This window comes from Verrucomicrobiia bacterium, assembly GCA_019634625.1.
Lineage (GTDB): Bacteria > Verrucomicrobiota > Verrucomicrobiia > Limisphaerales > CAIMTB01 > CAIMTB01.
In genome coordinates this window covers 42,848-60,652 of record JAHCBA010000030.1, presented here as the reverse complement: position 1 = coordinate 60,652, position 17,805 = coordinate 42,848, and the positions used below count along the sequence as shown (strand labels likewise).

15 protein-coding genes are annotated in these 17,805 nt (G+C 67.4%); 11 read left to right on the top strand and 4 right to left on the bottom strand.

Going from position 1 to position 17,805, the window contains the following annotated elements:
* Positions 1-152: 152 nt before the first annotated feature.
* The 3 genes from KF833_16750 to KF833_16740 all read left to right on the top strand — a co-directional run bounded on the left by KF833_16750 (position 153) and on the right by KF833_16740 (position 3,204).
* Positions 153-1,745 (top strand): DUF1080 domain-containing protein, encoded by a 1,593-nt coding sequence (locus KF833_16750; protein MBX3746959.1) that lies wholly within the window; start codon positions 153-155, stop codon positions 1,743-1,745.
* A gap of 215 nt (positions 1,746-1,960) precedes the next feature.
* On the top strand, positions 1,961-2,680 hold the full coding sequence (locus KF833_16745) for a DUF2270 domain-containing protein (protein ID MBX3746958.1): 720 nt from the start codon (positions 1,961-1,963) through the stop codon (positions 2,678-2,680).
* A 152-nt stretch (positions 2,681-2,832) separates the two neighbouring features.
* A complete protein-coding gene (locus tag KF833_16740; GenBank protein MBX3746957.1) occupies positions 2,833-3,204 on the top strand; it encodes a hypothetical protein in 372 nt (123 codons plus the stop codon).
* A 7-nt stretch (positions 3,205-3,211) separates the two neighbouring features.
* On the opposite strand, the gene gdhA is transcribed toward KF833_16740, so the two are convergent.
* A complete protein-coding gene (gene gdhA / locus KF833_16735) occupies positions 3,212-4,549 on the bottom strand; it encodes an NADP-specific glutamate dehydrogenase (protein ID MBX3746956.1) in 1,338 nt (445 codons plus the stop codon).
* A 307-nt stretch (positions 4,550-4,856) separates the two neighbouring features.
* Between gdhA and KF833_16730 the strand changes: the two genes are divergently transcribed.
* From KF833_16730 to KF833_16705, 6 genes are all read left to right on the top strand, one after another.
* Positions 4,857-7,484 carry a pyruvate, phosphate dikinase gene (locus tag KF833_16730; protein MBX3746955.1) on the top strand — a complete coding sequence of 876 codons (2,628 nt, stop codon included), beginning with the start codon at positions 4,857-4,859 and terminating at the stop codon, positions 7,482-7,484.
* A 61-nt stretch (positions 7,485-7,545) separates the two neighbouring features.
* Positions 7,546-8,862, top strand: a complete 1,317-nt coding sequence (gene lysA, locus KF833_16725) for a diaminopimelate decarboxylase (GenBank protein ID MBX3746954.1) — start codon at positions 7,546-7,548, stop codon at positions 8,860-8,862.
* Positions 8,859-9,830 (top strand): M23 family metallopeptidase, encoded by a 972-nt coding sequence (locus tag KF833_16720; protein ID MBX3746953.1) that lies wholly within the window; start codon positions 8,859-8,861, stop codon positions 9,828-9,830. Before lysA ends, KF833_16720 begins: the two co-directional genes overlap by 4 nt.
* Before the next feature lie 230 nt (positions 9,831-10,060).
* Positions 10,061-11,095, top strand: coding sequence for an anthranilate phosphoribosyltransferase (trpD, locus tag KF833_16715; protein MBX3746952.1), 1,035 nt, complete (start codon positions 10,061-10,063; stop codon positions 11,093-11,095).
* 73 nt (positions 11,096-11,168) lie between these two features.
* A complete protein-coding gene (locus KF833_16710; protein ID MBX3746951.1) occupies positions 11,169-11,879 on the top strand; it encodes a DUF4339 domain-containing protein in 711 nt (236 codons plus the stop codon).
* A 40-nt stretch (positions 11,880-11,919) separates the two neighbouring features.
* Positions 11,920-12,339 carry a DUF2752 domain-containing protein gene (locus KF833_16705; GenBank protein MBX3746950.1) on the top strand — a complete coding sequence of 140 codons (420 nt, stop codon included), beginning with the start codon at positions 11,920-11,922 and terminating at the stop codon, positions 12,337-12,339.
* A 197-nt stretch (positions 12,340-12,536) separates the two neighbouring features.
* Here the strand turns inward: KF833_16705 and KF833_16700 are convergent, their stop codons facing one another.
* The 3 genes from KF833_16700 to KF833_16690 are packed head-to-tail and all read right to left on the bottom strand — an operon-like array spanning position 12,537 to position 15,670.
* Complete coding sequence (locus KF833_16700; GenBank protein MBX3746949.1) at positions 12,537-13,454, bottom strand: hypothetical protein; 918 nt, start codon at positions 13,452-13,454, stop codon at positions 12,537-12,539.
* Positions 13,451-14,740, bottom strand: a complete 1,290-nt coding sequence (locus KF833_16695; protein MBX3746948.1) for a hypothetical protein — start codon at positions 14,738-14,740, stop codon at positions 13,451-13,453. Before KF833_16695 ends, KF833_16700 begins: the two co-directional genes overlap by 4 nt.
* Before the next feature lie 39 nt (positions 14,741-14,779).
* Complete coding sequence (locus tag KF833_16690; protein ID MBX3746947.1) at positions 14,780-15,670, bottom strand: SMP-30/gluconolactonase/LRE family protein; 891 nt, start codon at positions 15,668-15,670, stop codon at positions 14,780-14,782.
* A 131-nt stretch (positions 15,671-15,801) separates the two neighbouring features.
* Between KF833_16690 and KF833_16685 the strand changes: the two genes are divergently transcribed.
* A complete protein-coding gene (locus tag KF833_16685; protein MBX3746946.1) occupies positions 15,802-16,791 on the top strand; it encodes an AAA family ATPase in 990 nt (329 codons plus the stop codon).
* A gap of 46 nt (positions 16,792-16,837) precedes the next feature.
* Positions 16,838-17,794, top strand: a complete 957-nt coding sequence (locus tag KF833_16680) for a DUF58 domain-containing protein (protein MBX3746945.1) — start codon at positions 16,838-16,840, stop codon at positions 17,792-17,794.
* The last annotated feature ends 11 nt before the right edge of the window (positions 17,795-17,805 follow it).

Here is a 17,805-nt window from a genome sequence, read left to right as displayed (position 1 = left end):
CGGAGCTCGTCCCTCCGATCCGCTGCCTCCTCACCCACAACTCCGGGATGCACCGGGTCGTGGAACCGGGTTGAGAACCGTCTTGAACCCCCAGGGCAATGGGCTTCAACCTGTGCCCGTCACCGGCCCCGCCCATTGTGGGCCACACCATCATGAATCCGTTTCGAACCTCCCGACTCTGCGTTGCCGTCGCCTGTCTTGTGTGGACGGTGCTCCCTGCCGCCGCCGCGCCTGGAACGGAGCCGGGTTTCCAGCGCATCTTTGACGGGACCACGCTCGAGGGCTGGAGCGGCGACCCGCGATTCTGGCGGGTCGAGAACGGGTCGATCGTGGGCGAGACGACACCCTCGAATGTGGCCGAGGGGAACACCTTCCTCATCTGGGAACGCGGCGGGGTGGACGATTTCGAGATCCGGCTCCGGTTCCGGATGCCGACGGACTATGCCAATTCCGGCGTCCAGATCCGGTCCGTCCGCCACGGCACCTACGTCGTCGGCGGCTACCAGCCGGACCTGTCGAATGACGGCTGGACGGGGGCGCTGTACGAGGAGCGCGGGCGCGGCATCCTGGCGCGCCGTGGCGAGACGGTGGTGATCGCGCCGGACGGGACACGCACGGTGACGCGTTGGGGCGATGGCGACGCGCTGGCTGCCCGGGTGCGGTTGCGCGACTGGAACGAGTACCACATCACGGCGCGGGGAAACCACCTGGTGACCCGGGTCAACGGGGTGAAGATGAGCGAGCTCATCGATCTCGGGTCGGAGGCGCGATTCGACGGGCTGCTGGCCTTCCAGTTGCACAGCGGTCCGCCGATGCGGGTGGAGATCCGGGACGTCCAGCTGCGGCGTCTGCCATTGAGCGATGACCGCAAGAAGGTGGTGTTCGTGGCGGGGACGCTCAGCCATGGATACGGCAACCACGAGCATCGAGCCGGATGCCTGCTGCTGGCCCGGTTGCTTGGGGAGAACGTCGAGGGCATCCAGTCGGCGGTGTACACGAATGGATGGCCCAAGGACCCGACCGCCTTCGACAATGCCGATGCGATCGTGATGTTCTCGAATGGTGGCGGCGGTCACATGGCGTTGCCTCACCTGGACCGGCTGGACGAGGTGATGAAGCGGGGGGTCGGACTCGGGGCAATTCACTACGCCGTCGAGATTCCCAAGGGGGATTCGGGCGACTATTTCCTGCGCTGGCTTGGCGGTTACTTCGAGACCCACTGGTCGGTGAACCCGCACTGGACGGCCAGCATCCGGCAGTTGCCCGGGCACCCGGCGGCCCGTGGAGTGAAGCCCTTCGAGATCTACGACGAGTGGTATTACCACATGCGGTTTGCCGACGATCTGGAACAGGTCGTGCCCATTTTCAGCGCCCTGCCGCCGCCGGAATCGCTCAGCCGCCCCGACGGACCGCACTCGGGCAACCCCCAGGTGCGGGCGGCCGTTCTGGAACGCCGCGAATCCCAGCATCTCATGTGGACCTATCAGCGCGGACAGATGCCCGGCCGCGGCTTCGGCATCACCGGCGCACATTACCACTGGAACTGGGCGCACCCGGGTTTCCGGACGGCGGTCCTCAATGCGATCGTCTGGATCGCCGGGCGCGAGGTGCCGGAAGGGGGCGTCCGCACGGCGCCGGTGACGCTGGAGGAACTCCTGGTGAACCAGGACTACGAACGTCCGGCCAACTTCGACATGGACACCTGGAGCCGTCGCATCGACGCCTGGAAGAGCGTTGCGCCGTAGGCTCGATTCGGTGCAGGTCGAACGTCTGCGGGGCCGGAACGGTGTGGAGCGTTGGGTTGAGGACTCGCGGAGCTCGTCCCTCCGATGGGCTGCCACCTCAACCACAACTCCGGGAGGCACCGCGCTGAAGGCTGCCTCCCGCTGCGTCCTCGTCGCCGTTCTCATTCTCGTTTGCGATGCGTGCGGCGTGGGCGCAGCGTCCGCGGGAGCGCCGTATGCCTCCGACCCCACCTCCGCCCCCATCGCCTGACGAACGGACCGTTCGCAAGTCGATCCTCCAGGACACGACCTATGTGAACGCGATGTCCCACTTCTACCGCGGGGAGTTGGGACGGATCATGATCTGGCGGCAGCGGCTGGATGTGACAACCACCTGGGCGATCACTTCGACGAGCACGATCTTCACGGTGGCATTCTCGTTGCGGGACGTGCCGCACATCATCTTCTTCTTCAACCTGGCGATTGTGACGATCCTGATGTGGATCGAGGCGCGGCGGTATCGCTTCTACGATGCGTTCCATGCGCGGGTCCGGATGCTGGAGGCGCACTTCCTGGTGCCGATGGTCACCCAGCGGCCGGAGACGCTGGAGGGGGACTGGCGGAAGCTGGTGGCGGAGGATCTGCTGATTCCATCGTTCAAGATCGGCCCGATGGAGGCCGTGGGCTGGCGCCTCAAGCAGAACTACGTCTTCATCTACGTGCTGATCCTGGCAGCCTGGATGGTCAAGGTGTTCATGCACAGTCCGCATCCGATCGATTCGCCGGCGAGCTTTTACGACGCCCTCGCCGTGGGCCAGATCGCGAGCTGGCTGGTGGCAGTCGTCATGCTGGGCACGATGGTGGGGACCATCGCCATTGTGGCCTACGTCGCACGCAAACTCGTCGGCGAGATCCATGAGTTCGGCCGGACCGCGCGAAGCCGGTGGCGGATCTGAGAGCCTGTCTGAAAACGGGAAGGGGTCCTTCCAGTTTTCAGACAGGCTCTGACGGCGGACGGGTCCACCCGGCCTGGTCCTGACCGCGACGTGAACTGTGTACGGGCCTGACCCGATTGCCTCGGGGAGGGCGGGCGGCGTAGGGTGGCGGCATGAAGCGCGCGATCGGAACGCTGGGCGTGGCGGTGCTGGTGGGAGCGGGGTGCGGCGGCGAGCCGAAGGAGGGGGCGGGCGAGGGGGCGTCGGGCGGGACGAAATCGGGGAATCCGCTGACGGCGCCGGTGGATTACCTCGGGGCAGTGGGCCAGGCCCAGCGGCAGGCGGCGCAGGTGGTGGATCTCTCGAACCTTCAGCATGCCATCCGGACCTTCGAGGCGGGCGAAGGGCGGAGGCCCGGGCGTCTGGAGGAACTGGTCGAGGAGGGCTACCTGCCGCGATTGCCGGCGGCGCCGGCGGGGCAGCGGTTCCAGTACGATCCGCGGACCGGGTCGGTGGGACTGGTGGCGCAGGGCGGGACCCCGTGACGCGGCGTCAGACGAGGCCCTGTTCGAGCATGGCGTCGGCCACCTTGACGAAGCCGGCGATGTTGGCGCCGACGACGAGATTGCCTGGACAGCCGTACTCGGCGGCGGTCTCGAAGGCCTCGCGGTGGATGGTGACCATGATCAACTGAAGGCGACGCTCGACTTCGTCCCGGGTCCAGGGGAGGCGCATGGAGTTCTGGGCCATCTCGAGACCAGAGGTGGCGACGCCGCCGGCATTGGCGGCCTTGCCGGGCGCGAAGAGGATCCTGCGGGCGAGGAAGCGGTCCACGGCGGCGGGTTCGGAAGGCATGTTGGCGCCTTCGGCGACGAGGGTGCAGCCCTGGTCCAGGAGGGTCTGGGCGTCCTCGCCGCCGATTTCGTTCTGGGTGGCGCAGGGAAAGGCGCAGTGGCAGGGGACCTGCCAGGGGCGGCGGCCCTCCTGGTACTCCGCGCCGAAGCGGGCGGCGTATTCCCGGATGCGACCGCGGCGGACGTTCTTGAGGTCCTTGATCCAGGCGAGCTTTTCCTCGTTGATGCCGTCGGGATCGTGGATGAAGCCGTTGGAATCGGAGAGGGTGACCACCCTGGCGCCATGATGGAGGAGTTTTTCGACGGTGAATTGGGCGGCATTGCCCGAGCCGGAGACGGTGCAGACCTTGCCCTCGAGGGATTCGCTGCGGGTCTTGAGCATTTCCTGGGCGAAATAAACGCATCCGTACCCGGTGGCTTCGGGGCGGATCAGGGAGCCGCCCCACTTGATGCCCTTGCCGGTGAGGACGCCGGTGAATTCGTTGGCCAGGCGTTTGTACTGCCCGAAGAGGAATCCGATTTCGCGGGCGCCCACCCCGATATCGCCGGCGGGAACGTCGGTGTCGGGACCGACATGACGAAACAGTTCGGTCATGAAGGACTGGCAGAAGCGCATGACCTCATGATCGCTGCGGCCTTTGGGGTCGAAATCGGAGCCGCCCTTGCCGCCGCCCATGGGCAGGGTGGTCAGGGCGTTCTTGTAGACCTGCTCGAAGGCCAGGAATTTCAGGATGCTGGCGCTGACCGTGGCGTGGAAGCGAAGGCCGCCCTTGTAGGGCCCGATGGTGCTGCTGAACTGGACCCGGAACCCGCGGTTCACCTGGAACTGGCCACGGTCGTCCTGCCAGGGGACGCGGAAGGAGACCAACCGTTCCGGCTCGACCATCCGTTCGAGCACACGGCCCTCGCGGTACTTGCGATGGCGTTGCAGGGCCGGATCGATGGACTCCACGAATTCCGTCACGGCCTGAAGGAACTCCGGTTCGCCGGGATTCCGGCGGGCCACCAGTTCGAGGATTTCCTGAACAATTGCCATGGGCTGGGGGTTGCGTCTTGGGTTGATGTTGTCCTGCTGGATCGGAATGCCCGCCGAACGGGGCACCCGGGGAGCCGCCATGATCGGTGGCCTGCCGGGTTGGTTTGCGCCCGGGATCCCGGGTGCCGCCCTGAGCCCGGCGGATCGAGCCGGGCTTTCAGGTCGTCAGGCCATTCGAAACACGCGCAGGGCTCCTAGAGGAACGGGCCGAAGGTGTCGATGGTTTTGAGGCGGGATGCACGAGGGAGGAAGGGATGCTGCAAGGGCGGCTTGCCCGGGGGGAGACGGGAGGCTTCTACTGGCCGGCATGGAGTCCGATGTGGCAACGGGCGGGCTGCCCGGTCCGGAACGGCTCAGCACGGGCATGCCGGGTCTGGACGCGGTGATCCAGGGATTGCATGCGGGGGACAACGTGGTTTGGGAGGTGGATACGCTGGACGACTACCTGCCGGTTCTCGAGCCGCTGGCGGGGGAGGCCCGGAGGTTGGGGCGGCGGTTCGTGTATTTCCGGTTTGCCCGGCACGCGCCGTTGTTCGCCGCCGGGGCTGGAAGGGAGATCCATGAACTGGATCCGCAGGCGGGATTCGAGCGGTTCTTGTCGGGCATCCTGGATCGGATCGAGGCGACGGGCCGCGGCGCGTACTACGTGTTCGACTGTCTGTCGGATCTGGCGGCGGACTGGTTGAGCGACCGCATGCTGGGGAACTTCTTCATGATCGCCTGTCCGTACCTGCACGAACTGGACACGATCGCCTACTTCGCGCTGCTGAAACACGAGCATTCGTTCCATGCCACCGACTGCATCAATCGGACGTCCCAGGTGGTGCTGGAACTGTTCCGCAAGGAGGAACGGCGGTACCTGCATCCGCTGAAGGTCTGGCGCCGGTATTCGCCGACGTTGTATATGCTGCACAGCTGGGAGGGTGCGGCATTCCGGCCGGTCACCCGCAGCGCCACGATTACGGACATCCTGGGGGCGGTGCCCAAGCCGTGGCTGGAGTTCACGATTCACCGGCCGGGGATCTGGGTGCGGACGTTCCAGCGGGCGCAGCAGATGGCCCAGGCGTTGGAGCGGGGCGAGGCGGTGGGGCGTGAGGCGGGGGAATTGTTCGAGGACCTCCTGCGGATGGTGGTGACCCGGGACGAGCGGTTGTCGCGGCTGGCCCGCGAGTATTTCGATCTTCGGGCCGTGGTGGAGATCATGCAGCGGATGATCGGGACGGGGCAGATTGGCGGGAAGAGTCTCGGCATGCTGCTGGCGCGGGCCATCCTGCTGCGGTCGGATCCGGCCTGGGCGGGGCGGTTGGAGAGCCACGACTCGTTCTATGTGGGATCGGATGTGTTCTACACGTACCTGGTCCAGAACGGTTGCTGGTGGCTGCGGCGGCGGGCCCGGGACTTCGAGGTTCACCTGGAGCGGGCGGAGGAGGCGCGGCGACGGATTCTGACGGGGACGTTTCCGGATTTCATCCGGGACCAGTTCCTCGAGGTGATCGAGTATTTCGGGCAATCGCCGCTGATCGTGCGATCGAGCAGCCTGCTGGAGGACAATTACGGCAACGCCTTTTCGGGGAAGTACGAGAGTGTGTTCTGCGTCAACCAGGGGACCCCGGAGGAACGGCTGGCGGCCTTCATGGCGGCCGTGCGGACGGTGTACGCGAGCGCCCTGAGCGAGGAGGGGCTGAGGTATCGCCTGCAACACGAGCTGCTGGACCATGACGAGCAGATGGCCCTGCTGGTGCAGAGGGTTTCGGGGGAGATGCACGGGCACCTTTTCCTGCCCCAGGTGGCGGGCGTCGGCTTTTCCTTCAACCCGTATGTGTGGCACGAGGACATCGACCCGGCGGCGGGCGTGCTCCGGCTGGTCTTCGGGCTGGGGACGCGGGCGGTGGACCGCACCGGGGACGACTACACCCGGCTGGTTGCCCTGAACGCCCCCGGGAAGCGGGTGGAATCGAGTCCGGAGGAAGTGCGGGAATTCGCTCAACGCCGGGTGGACGGGCTCGATTTGCGGGCCAACCGGATGGTGAGCCCGGAGTCCGGGACGGTGGCCGGACTGCTGCCGGAGGCGGTGCGGGGCTGGTTTTTTCCCGACGATGGGAGCGGGGCCGGGGGGGCGCCCTGGATGCTCGATTTCGAGCGGGTGCTGGGTGAGACCCGGTTCGTCCCGGCGATGCGGGCACTGTGCGCCACGCTTCAGGAGGCGTACGACTACCCGGTGGACATCGAGTTCACCGCCAATTTCGAGGCGGACGGGAGCTTCCGGGTGAATGTGGTGCAGTGCCGGCCGTTCCAGGTGACGCTGCGGGGCCAGGGGAGCCGGATCCAGTTCCCGGAGGACCTCGACCCTGCGGACGTGCTGTTCCAGTCGCGGGGACCGGTGGTGGGGCAGAGTCTGGCCACGGTGATCGACCGGCTGATCTACGTGGTGCCGGCGGTGTACGGGCGGATGAGCATGACGCAGCGATACTCGATTGCGCGGACGATCGGCAGGCTCACGCACCTGGAGACGGCGGGGGTCCGTCCGATCGTGCTGCTGCTGGGGCCCGGGCGGTGGGGTACATCGACGCCGTCGCTGGGGGTTCCGGTGTCCTTTGCCGAGATCGACACCGTGTCGGTGCTGGTCGAGATGACGGTGATGCACGAGGGGTTGGTACCGGACGTGTCGTTGGGGACGCATTTTTTCAACGACCTGGTGGAGATGGACATGCTGTATCTGGCGATCTCGCCCGGGCGTGAGGGGCATCACCTGCGGGAGGATTTGCTGCGGCGGCATCCCAACCAGCTGGTCCGGCTGCTGCCATCGGCGGAGCCGTTGGCCGACGCCTTGTGGGTGATCGATTCGGACCCGCCCGGTCCGGCGGGTGGCCGGTTGCTGTTGAACGTCGATGCGATGGGGCAGCGGGCCTTGTGCTACCGGGAGCCGGTGGTGTGAGGGAGCGGGTGGCAGCTTCGGCTTGGCCGACGGGAGGCGGGTCTGGCAGCCTGCGGTTCTCGTGCACGACTTTCGTTACCGGGGCGGGCAACTGTATTGCGAAGAGGTGTCGATCGAGGCGCTGGTGGAGCGTTTCGGGACGCCGCTTTTCGTGTATTCGCGGCATACCCTGCGCGACCACTTCGAGAAGCTGGACCGGGCGCTGGACCCGCTCGACCACCTGATTTGTTACGCGGTGAAGGCCAACTCGAATCTGGCGGTGCTGCGGGCCCTGGCGAACCAGGGGAGCGGGTTCGATGTGGTGAGCGAGGGGGAGTTGCGCCGGGTCGAGGCGGCGGGGGGCGATCCGGGGCGTTGCGTATTTGCGGGGGTGGGCAAGACGGAGCGGGAGATCGAGTACGCACTGCGGCGGGAGATTTATTCGTTCAATGTGGAGAGCGCGCCGGAGCTCGAGCGAATCCAGCGGGTGGCGCGGCGGTTGGGACGCAAGGCGCCGGTGGCGGTGCGGGTGAATCCGAACGTGGATGCCGGGACGCACGCGAAGATCACGACGGGGACCTACGAGAACAAGTTCGGCATTGCCTTCGAACGGGTGGAGCGGCTTTACGCGGCGGCGTCGAAGCTTTCGAACATTCGGTTGCGCGGGATCCAGATGCACATCGGCTCGCAGTTGACGGATGTGGAGCCGTTCCGGCGGGCGGTGGAGAAGATCGTTCCGATGGCGGAGCGCCTGCACCGGCGGCACGGGTTCGACTTTCTCAGCATTGGCGGTGGCATCGGTATTGTGTACGACCCGGCCCTGGCCAGCGGCGATCCGGACTGGTGGCGGAAGGAGCCGGAGGCGCGCCGGATTCTGACGCCCTCGACCTATGCCGAGGCGTTGAAGCCGCTGCTGGCGCCGCTGGGGTTGAGGATCCTGCTCGAGCCGGGGCGGTTCATCGTGGGCAACGCGGGGGCTTTGGTGACGCGGGTGGAGTTCGTGAAGCGCACCGGGAAGAAGAACTTCGTGATTGTGGATGCGGCGATGAACGACCTGATCCGGCCGGCCTTTTACGATGCGTTCCACGAGATTGTCCCGGTGACGCGGAAGCGTGGCCGGGCGGTCCCTTCGGACGTGGTCGGGCCGATCTGCGAGAGCGGGGATTACTTTGCCAAGGACCGGCCGTTGCCGCGGGTCGGGGAGGGGGATCATCTGGCGTTGCTGAGTGCCGGGGCCTACGGGTCGGTGATGGGGTCGAACTACAATTCGCGACCGCTGGCGGCGGAGGCGCTGGTGGACGGACGGCGGTTCGCCCTGGTGCGGGAGCGGCAGCGTGTCGAGGACATCTGGAGCCGGGAACGGGTGCCGGCGTGGTTGCAGCGGTCGTCCCGGCGATGAGGCGGCCCGATCCGATGCGGCGCGGGGCGGGTTCCATCGATGCGGGGACGGTGGCCGGGGTGGGGCGGTCTGGCTGCGTGCTGGCTTGTGACGCTGGGTTGGGGGCCCGGAGTCTGGGCGTGGTGCGCTGGCTGCTGGGTTGCTGGCTGGTCTGGGCGACGACGGGATGCAGCGGGGCTCCGGGGCTGGAGGGTCGGGCGGCGAGCCGGTCGGAGGGCAGGGTACGGGTGGTTGAGGCTCCGCAGGAGGGCGGGTTGCGGCTGAGTGTGGAGAACACCCATCTGGCGGCGGTGACCCTGACGCTCTGGGTGACGGGGGAAAACTGCGTCCCTGATCGGGCCATGCCGGTGGTGCTGAGCTGCCCGGGGCCGGGGGCGTTTCCATTTGTGCGCATCCGGCCGGGGAACGAGCGGGAGGATTTCAGCTACCGGGTGCGGTACCACTGGCAGTTTGGTCAGACGGGGGTGCGCCACGACCGCGGGGCGGAGTACCGGGTGCCATTTGCTTCGGGGGTACGGGCGAGGGTGTCGCAGGGTTGGGGCGGCACGTTCACGCATTCCGGGAACGACGCCTACGCGGTGGACTTCGATCTGCCGGTGGGGACCGCGGTCCACGCGGCGCGGGAGGGCCGGGTGGAAGTCGTGGTGGACGAGCATGCCGAGGGCGGGCTGGATCCGCGGCTGCGGGACCGGGTGAACCGGATCCTGATCCGGCACCCCGACGGCACCTATGGGGAATACGTCCATTTGCAGCATCGGGGAGCGCGGGTGCATCCGGGCATGCGGGTGGCGGCGGGGGATTTTCTGGGGTACTCGGGGAACACCGGGTATTCGCAGGGACCGCACCTGCATTTCGCGGTATTCCGGGCGGTGGATGGCGAGCGGCGGGAGACCTTCCCGGTACGGTTTCGGGCGCGGGAGGGAAGGGCGGTGGAGCCGGCGGAGGGAAGGTACCTGACGGCGCCCTGAGAGCCTGTGCATCGCGGAGTTGTGGGGCGAGGTGCGAACTCCGCCAGGCGGTGCTTCGGAGGGCCGGGTTCCACGAGGCGGCAACGGTGGGGGGCGTTGGGTGGAGGACTCGCAGAGCTCGTCCCTCCGGTTCGCTGCCTCCTCACCCACCACACCGGGATGCACCGGGGGGAATCTACGGGGCCGAGATTCCGGTCGCGGCGGGTTCGGGGGGGCGGTAGCCTGCGCCCATGCTCGATGTTCTCACGGAAGGAATCCGGCAGGGCCGGGAGCTGGTCTCGACGGAGATTTCGAAGGCGGTGGCGGCATTGACGGACGAGGGGGTGCCGGCGGAGGTGAAGGCGGAGTTTCTGATGGCCCTGGCGCGGCGGGGAGAGACGCCGGCGGAGATTGCTGGATTTGCGTTGGAATTGCGGGATCTGGCGGTGGCGCCGCCGATCCGGGTGGCGACGCGGGAGCGGGGGATTGTGGATGTGTGCGGCACGGGGGGGGACCATCGGAACACGTTCAACATTTCGACGACCGTGGCGCTGGTGTTGGCGAGCGCGGGGGTGCCGGTGGCCAAGCACGGGAACCGGGCCATCACGTCGAAGGCAGGGAGCGCGGATGTGCTGGAGGCGCTGGGGATTCCCATCGAACTGCCGCCGGCGGAGGCGGCGGAGGCGTTGGAGGCGAAGGATTTCGCCTTCTTTTTTGCGCCACGGTATCACCCGGCGTTCAAGCATCTGGCGGCGGCCCGGAAGCTGTGTGCCGGACAGGGGCAGCGTACGATCTTCAATTTCCTCGGGCCGCTGTTGAATCCGGCCCGTCCGTCAGGGCAGTTGGTGGGGGTGTCGGTGCCGTCGCTGTGCGCTCCGCTGGCGCGGGTCTTGCAGGAGCTGGGGCTGCGGCGGGCCATGGTGGTGTGCGGGGAGACGCCGGAAGGGGCGCTGGACGAGCTGTCCGTTCTGGGGGACACGCAGGTGGCGGAGTTTCACCATGAGCGGGGGTTTTCGACCGGCACATTGTCGGCGGCGGACTGGGATCTGCCGCCGGCGACGCTGGCGGATCTGGCCGGGGGGGATCGCGAGGAGAATGCGGCGATCGTGCGCCGGATTCTGGCGGGCGAAGAGCGGGGTGTGAAGCGGGAGGCGGTGTTGTTGAACGCCGGGGCGGCGCTGTTCGTGGCGGGTCGGGCGGGGAGCATCCAGGAAGGGCGGGAACGGGCGGCTGAGGAGATCGATTCCGGCGCGGCGGCGGCGAAGCTGGACCAACTCCGAGCTTAGATCACGGATTCCGGCTTGCGGGCCGGAGGCTGGTTCGGGAACGTCGTTGCCGAAGGGCACCGGAAGGGCATCCATGTACAAGATCATTGGCGGCGACCAAAAGGAATACGGGCCGGTCAGTTTCGATCAACTTTGCCAGTGGGTTCGGGACAACCGGGCCAATGCGCAGACCCGGGTGCAGAAGGAGGGCGGGGAATGGGCGCCGATGGGGGCCCTTCCGGAGTTTGCCGAGGTGCTGGGCGAGCAGGCCCAGCAGGCCCGATTGAGGGAGTCGAGGGAGGTCTCCGCCCCCGGCATGGCGGGCGGTTCGGCGATGGGTTCGGGGCCGGCCATGGCGCCCGTGCCGCTGCCGGCCTTTGGAGGAGGGCTGGACGGACGGGAGCAGGTGCGGGCGATGGTGCGGGGTCCGGCGACGGCGCTGCTGGTCACCGGCATTCTGTGCGTGGTGCTGGCCCTGATCGGGCTGGTGGCCAACATGTTCGGCAGCGGGTTCCAACCGTCGCCGGAGGATGTCCCGCCGGAGATGCGGCAGATGTTCGAGATGCTCTCGCAGATGCAGGGACCGATGGCGGTGGTGAGTTCGCTGATCGGGCTGGCGATCTCCGGATTGATGATCTACGCGGCGCAGAAGATGCAGGCGCTGGAGAGCTTCGGGCTGGTGGTGGCCGCCGCCGTTCTGGGCATGGTGCCCTGCACGTCGCCCTGCTGCTGCATTGGCCTGCCGGTTGGGATCTGGGTGCTGGTGGTCCTGTTCAAGCCCGAGGTGAAGTCGATGTTCCAGTAGGGACGGGAGCGGCGGTGCCATGATGAACGAGGCGCCGCCCATGATGGATGCGAAGTCCGATTCTGAACCGACGGGCTCGGGTTGGCGGTGGTGGGGATGGGGCCTGGCGGCGGTCGCGGGTGTGGCCGTTCTGGGGGTGCTGCACTTCCACCGACCCGAGGGTCAGATCTTCTTTCCGCGATGTTCGTTCCACGCCATCACCGGGCTGCTGTGCCCGGGGTGCGGCGGGATGCGGTCGGTGCATGAACTGCTGAATGGCGACGTCATTGCGGCGGCCCGGAGCAACGGGCTGTTCGTGATTGGGTTGCCGGCGGTGCTGGCGTGGTGGGGATGGCGGAGGCGACGGGGGCTTCCGGCGGCGGTCACAACCCGTGCGATCTGGGGGTTGCTGTTGGCAGTGCTGGTGTTCACGGTGGCCCGCAATCTTCCCTGGGCCGTGTTTGATGGGTTGCGGCCTTGAGGCGTGGGCGGGGCTCGATGGGGGTGAAGCAGTCATGCTTCACTTCCTTGCCGGCCTCGTGGAACCCGGCCCTCCGAAGACAGGATGCCTCGTGGAACTCGGCCCTCCGAAGACAGGATGCCTCGTGGAATTGGGCGCTCCGAAGGCAGACGGCGCGGGGCACTTCCTTTGCCGGGAGCGGACGGATTCAGCGGCATTCAGCGGGGGTGCGGGGCCTGTCGCGCGAGGGTGCGCCAGAGGATGGCGGGGTGGTCGGTGATGATGCCGTCCACGCCCATGGAGAGGAGTTCGGCAGCCAGCGGGCCTTCGTTGATGGTGTAGATCCAGACCTTGAGGCCGCGGTCGTGGGCGTGGCGCACGGCGGCGGCATCGATCTGGCGGTTCCAGACGACGAGGCGGGCACCGAGGGCATGGATCTGATCGATCCAGTCGGCGTTGAGGAACTTCTCGGCATCGGTGAGGCGGCGTCCGTCGCGGCTGCCGGGGGGGCCGAGGGCACCGAGAATCTGGCGGGGTTCGAGTTGCCGGAAGTCGGCGAGGAACGACCAGTCGAAGGCCTGGACGACCACCTGGTTGACCCAGCCGCGATCCTGGAGGAGGCGGACGAGCGTGGCGGCGTCCCCGGCCTTTCGTTCGATCAGGGTGACGCCGCGGGTCTGGATGGCTGCCACCGCGGATTCGAGGGTGGGGAGCTTCAATCCCGGGAAGGGGGGTGTGAACCAGCTTCCCGCATCGAGCGTGGCCAGTTCCGCGGCGGTGCGGCGGGCGACGGGCAAGTCCTTCCCGCCCCAGCGGGCGATGGCGTCGGTGGTGCGATCGAGGGTGGTGTCGTGGAGGACGATGGGGACGCCGTCGGAGGAGTGGTGGTAATCGAGTTCGACCAGATCGGCGCCGGCGACGAGGGCGTACTGGAAGGCGGGCAGGGTGTTTTCGGGGGCCCAGGCGGAATAGCCGCGATGGGCGATGACGAGGGGGTGTGGCGCATGGACCAGCCGTTCAGCCGGGCTGGGAGGCTCGGAGGCGGGGAGTGCCGGCATGAGGAGGGCGGCGGCGAGGAACCCGGCGAGGGCGAACCGGGACAGCCGACGAGGGCTGGGGGTTGGGACGAGGTTCATGGCTGCACGGGCTGGACCCAGGCGACCTCGAACTCGCCTTCGCGGTAGGGGTTTTCCTTGAGCTTCGAGGAGATCACGCGGGCACGGACGTAGAGTTCCTGTCCGGTGAAGGTGTAGGACGGCGTCGTGCCTTCGACGGTGGCGAGGACGCGGCCGACGTCATCGGTGTAGCGGTGGGTGACTCGGAGGGGCGAGCCGGCGGGATTGCGGATCGGCTCGTTGGTGCGGTCGAAGTCGCGGAGGGTGCCGATGAATTCGGTGCGGTAGGTGACGCCGGGTTCGGGATCGACGGCGATCTCGAGGGTGTTTCCCCGTCGGCCGAAGGTCCGGAGGGTCACGCCGCTGCTGGCGTAGAAGTCGCCGGCTTCGAGGGCGAGGATGAGGGATTCGGGGGTGAGGAAGGGGGCACGGACCATGACCCAGCCGCGGCCCGGATTGCTCTGGGGGATGGCCCAGTCGTGGTAGTTGTGGGAGTCGTCCACGGCGAGGCCGTACATGATGGGGAGGTCGAGGACGGCGAGGCGCCAGGTGAGGACGATGTCCCATATCCGCTCCATGCTGGCGTGGGTGGCATCGCCTTCGTTCCGGACGGCGGGGTGGCCGTTGTACACTTCGAAGAACTGTTCTCCCTGGAGTTGCATCAATTCCTCGGCGGTGATGGCCCAGCCGAAGTTGGGATGATTGACGTGGGGTATCATGACCTGGCCGGTGGCCTCGCGCTGGGCGAGGACGGCATCGACGTTGCGCTGGAGGACGTCGAGGACATTGGTGCCGCCCTGGGGCGGGATGAGGTCGCGGAGGTTGGTGGCATTGAGATGGACCGGTGCGACGAGGTGGCGGTCGGTGATTTCCTCGGCGGGGATGAGGAGGAAACGGTCGGGTTCCTCGAAGCGCGTGCGGAACTCGGAGAGCGGTTTGAGGCGGACCTCGGGCATGCCGCGGTGGATGCGGCGCTCGACCCACGGCGTGCCGAAACGTTCGAGGTATTTGTCGAGGACCCGTCCCCCTCCGCGCTGGTCGGTCACGGGGAACCAGCGGGTGCCTTCGGGCACGACGTTGTGCTCGGAGAAGGCGAGGAAGTGGTAGCCCTGGCGCTTGTACCAGTCGGCGATCATTTCCGGGTAGTCATCGCCGTCGCTCCAGAGGGAATGCGTGTGGAGATTGCCCTTCCACCAGCGGGGTTCCTGGGAGTCGGCGGCGTGCAGGTGGGCGGGACCCAGGGTGAGGGCGGCGGCGAGCGCGGTGAGCGCCGCGAGGAGCGGGCGGTGGAGCGGTGTGGGATGCATGAGCCGGGAAGGGGGGCGGTCGGGGGAGGTGTCGGAGGGTTACTGGGCGCCGCGGACGCGGAGTTTCACGCCGTAGATCGACTTGCCGGCGGTGATGAAGAGGAGATCGCGGTCGGGACCGGCGAAGGTGACGTTGGCGGTCCAGGGTTCGGGCACGGTGATGCGTTCGCGTTCGCGTCCGTCGCGATCGAAGACGGTGACGCCCCGGCCGGTGAGGTAGAGGTTGCCCTCGGCGTCGAGGGTCATGCCGTCGGAGCCGAGTTCGCAGAAGAGGCGTTTGTCGGCGAGGGAACCGTCGGGGCGGATGGTGTAGGCGTAGGTGCGGGCGGCGCGGATGTCGGCGACGTAGAGGGTGGTGCCGTCGGGGGTGCCGATGATGCCGTTGGGCTGGACGAGGTCGGTGGCGACGGGTTTCACGGCGCGGCGGTCGGCGCTCATGAAGTACACGTGCTGGCCGGTCTGCTGCATGGCCGGGTCGCGGTCCCAGTAGGACCGGCGGTAAAGGGGGTCGGTGAAGTAGAGGCCGCCATCGGGACGGATCCAGAGGTCATTGGGGCCATTGAGGCGTTTGCCGGCGTAGTCTTCGAGCAGGACGGTGACCGTCTTGTCGGGGGCGATGGACCAGAGCTGGTTTTTTTCGTCGGCGCAGGCGAGGAGGTTGCCGTCGCGGTCGAAATACATGCCGTTGGCGCGGCCGGAGGGTTTGAGCCAGTCGAGGGTGGAACCGTCGGCGGCGATCCATTTCACGATGCGATCGTTGGGCTGGTCGGTGAAGAAGACGTTGCCGTGGCGGTCGGTGGCGGGGCCTTCGGTGAACTCGTAGCCGGTGGCGAGGCGTTCGAGGCGGGCGCCCGGGGCGAGGAGGGATTCGGCGGCGCGGAGCGGGACGGCGGCGGCGGCGGCGGCAAGGAAGAGGGCGATGGTTTTCATGGCGGTCGAGTGCGGACATTCCGGGTGCGGAACGGGGTGGACGTCAACAGGGGAGTGCCGCGGGGGTGGAAACGATTCGGGAACAATGGCGCTTGCGGGGGGTTTCGGTCCTTCGGCATCAATGGGCCCGCATGAGCACCGGTATTGCGGCCATCAACGAGGAGGTCCAGCAGGCAGCCGCCTTCGTGCGCCCGCTGTTCACCGAGATCAACAAGGTGATCGTGGGGCAGAAGTACCTGGTGGAGCGGCTGGTGATCGGGCTGCTGGCGAACGGGCATGTGTTGCTGGAGGGCGTGCCGGGGCTGGCCAAGACGCTTTCGGTGAAGTCGCTGGCGTCGGCGTTGAACGTGCGGTTTTCCCGGCTGCAGTTCACGCCGGACATGCTGCCGGCGGACGTGATCGGGACGCAGGTGTACAACCCGCAGTCGGGGGCGTTCAGCACGCGGAAGGGGCCGATCTTCGCCAACCTGGTGCTGGCCGATGAGATCAACCGGGCGCCGGCCAAGGTGCAGAGCGCGCTGCTGGAGGCGATGCAGGAGAAGCAGGTCACCATCGGGGAGGTGTCGTTTCCGCTGGAGGAGCCGTTCCTGGTCCTGGCCACGCAGAACCCGATCGAGCAGGAGGGCACCTATCCGCTGCCCGAGGCGCAGGTGGACCGGTTCATGTTGAAGTTGAAGATCGGGTATCCGAGCCGGGAGGAGGAACGGCAGATCCTCGACCTGATGGCCCACACGGTGAATCTGCCGGCGGTGCAGGCGGTGGTGGACGCCTCGTCGATTCTGCAGGCGCGGCGGGTGATCAACGAGGTGTACATCGACGAGAAGGTGAAGGATTACATCGTGGACCTGGTCTGCGCCACGCGGACGCCGGAGGCATACAAGATCGACGTGAAGGACTTCATCCAGCTCGGCGCCTCGCCCCGCGCCACCATTGCCCTGGCGCTGGCGGCCAAGGCGTATGCCTTTCTGCACGGGCGGGGGTATGTCACGCCGCAGGACGTCAAGAGCATCGGTCTGGATGTGCTGCGCCACCGGGTGGCCATCACCTACGAGGCGGAGGCCGAGGACAAGACCAGCGAGACGGTGATCCAGAAGATCTTCGACGAAATGCCGGTGCCGTGACCGGGCCGGGGTTTGAGGGAAGGGTTGATCGCAGCCTGCCGCCGCCATGATTCCGCGCGAGATACTGAGGAAGATCCGGCAGATCGAGATCCGCACCAAGCGGCTGGTCTCGGAGTCGGCGGCCGGGCAGTACCATTCCGCGTTCAAGGGGCAGGGCATGGATTTCGACGAGGTGCGGGAGTACCAGCCGGGGGACGACGTGCGGGCCATCGACTGGAACGTCACCGCGCGGATGAACCATCCGTTCATCAAGAAGTTCGTCGAGGAACGGGAGCTGACGGTCGTGCTGGTGGTGGACGTGAGCGGGTCGGGGTTGTTCGGGTCGTCGGACTACACCAAACGGGAACTTGCGGCGGAGCTGGCGTCGGTGCTGGCCTTCTCGGCGATCCGCAACAACGACAAGGTGGGGCTGCTGTTGTTCAGCGAGGAGGTCGAGGCCTTCATTCCGCCGCGGAAGGGGCGGCGCCATGTGTTGCGGGTGATCCGGGAGATCCTGTTCTTCGAGCCGCGCCACCGGGGCACCGACATCCAGGCGGCCCTGGACTTTGTGCAGCGGGTGGTGACGCGGCGCGCCGTCGTGGTGTTGATCTCGGACTTTCTCGGGCAGACGCGCACGGCGCAGCGGGACATTGCGGGGCATCTTCGGCGCGGGGTCGTGTTCAGCGCCACGCTCGGGCAGGTGCCGCTTTCGTCGCTGCGCCAGGCGCGGCGGCGGCATGACGTGGTCGCGGTGCAGGTTGTGGATCGATTCGAACTGGAGCTGCCCCCGCTGGGCCGGATGATCCTGAAGGATGCGGAGACCGGGGAGGTGGTGGAGATCGACACCGGCCACCGGCTGCGGCGGGAGGGGTTCACGGAGCGGCAGCGTCGCGGGCAACGGGAGCTGGAGAAGCTGTTCCGGTCGGCGGCGATCGACTTCATCCAACTGCGAACCGACCAGCCTTATGCCCGGGCGCTGGCGCGGTTCTTCGAGACCCGCGAGAAGCGCCGCCTCCGCGGTTGAGCTGCGTTGCC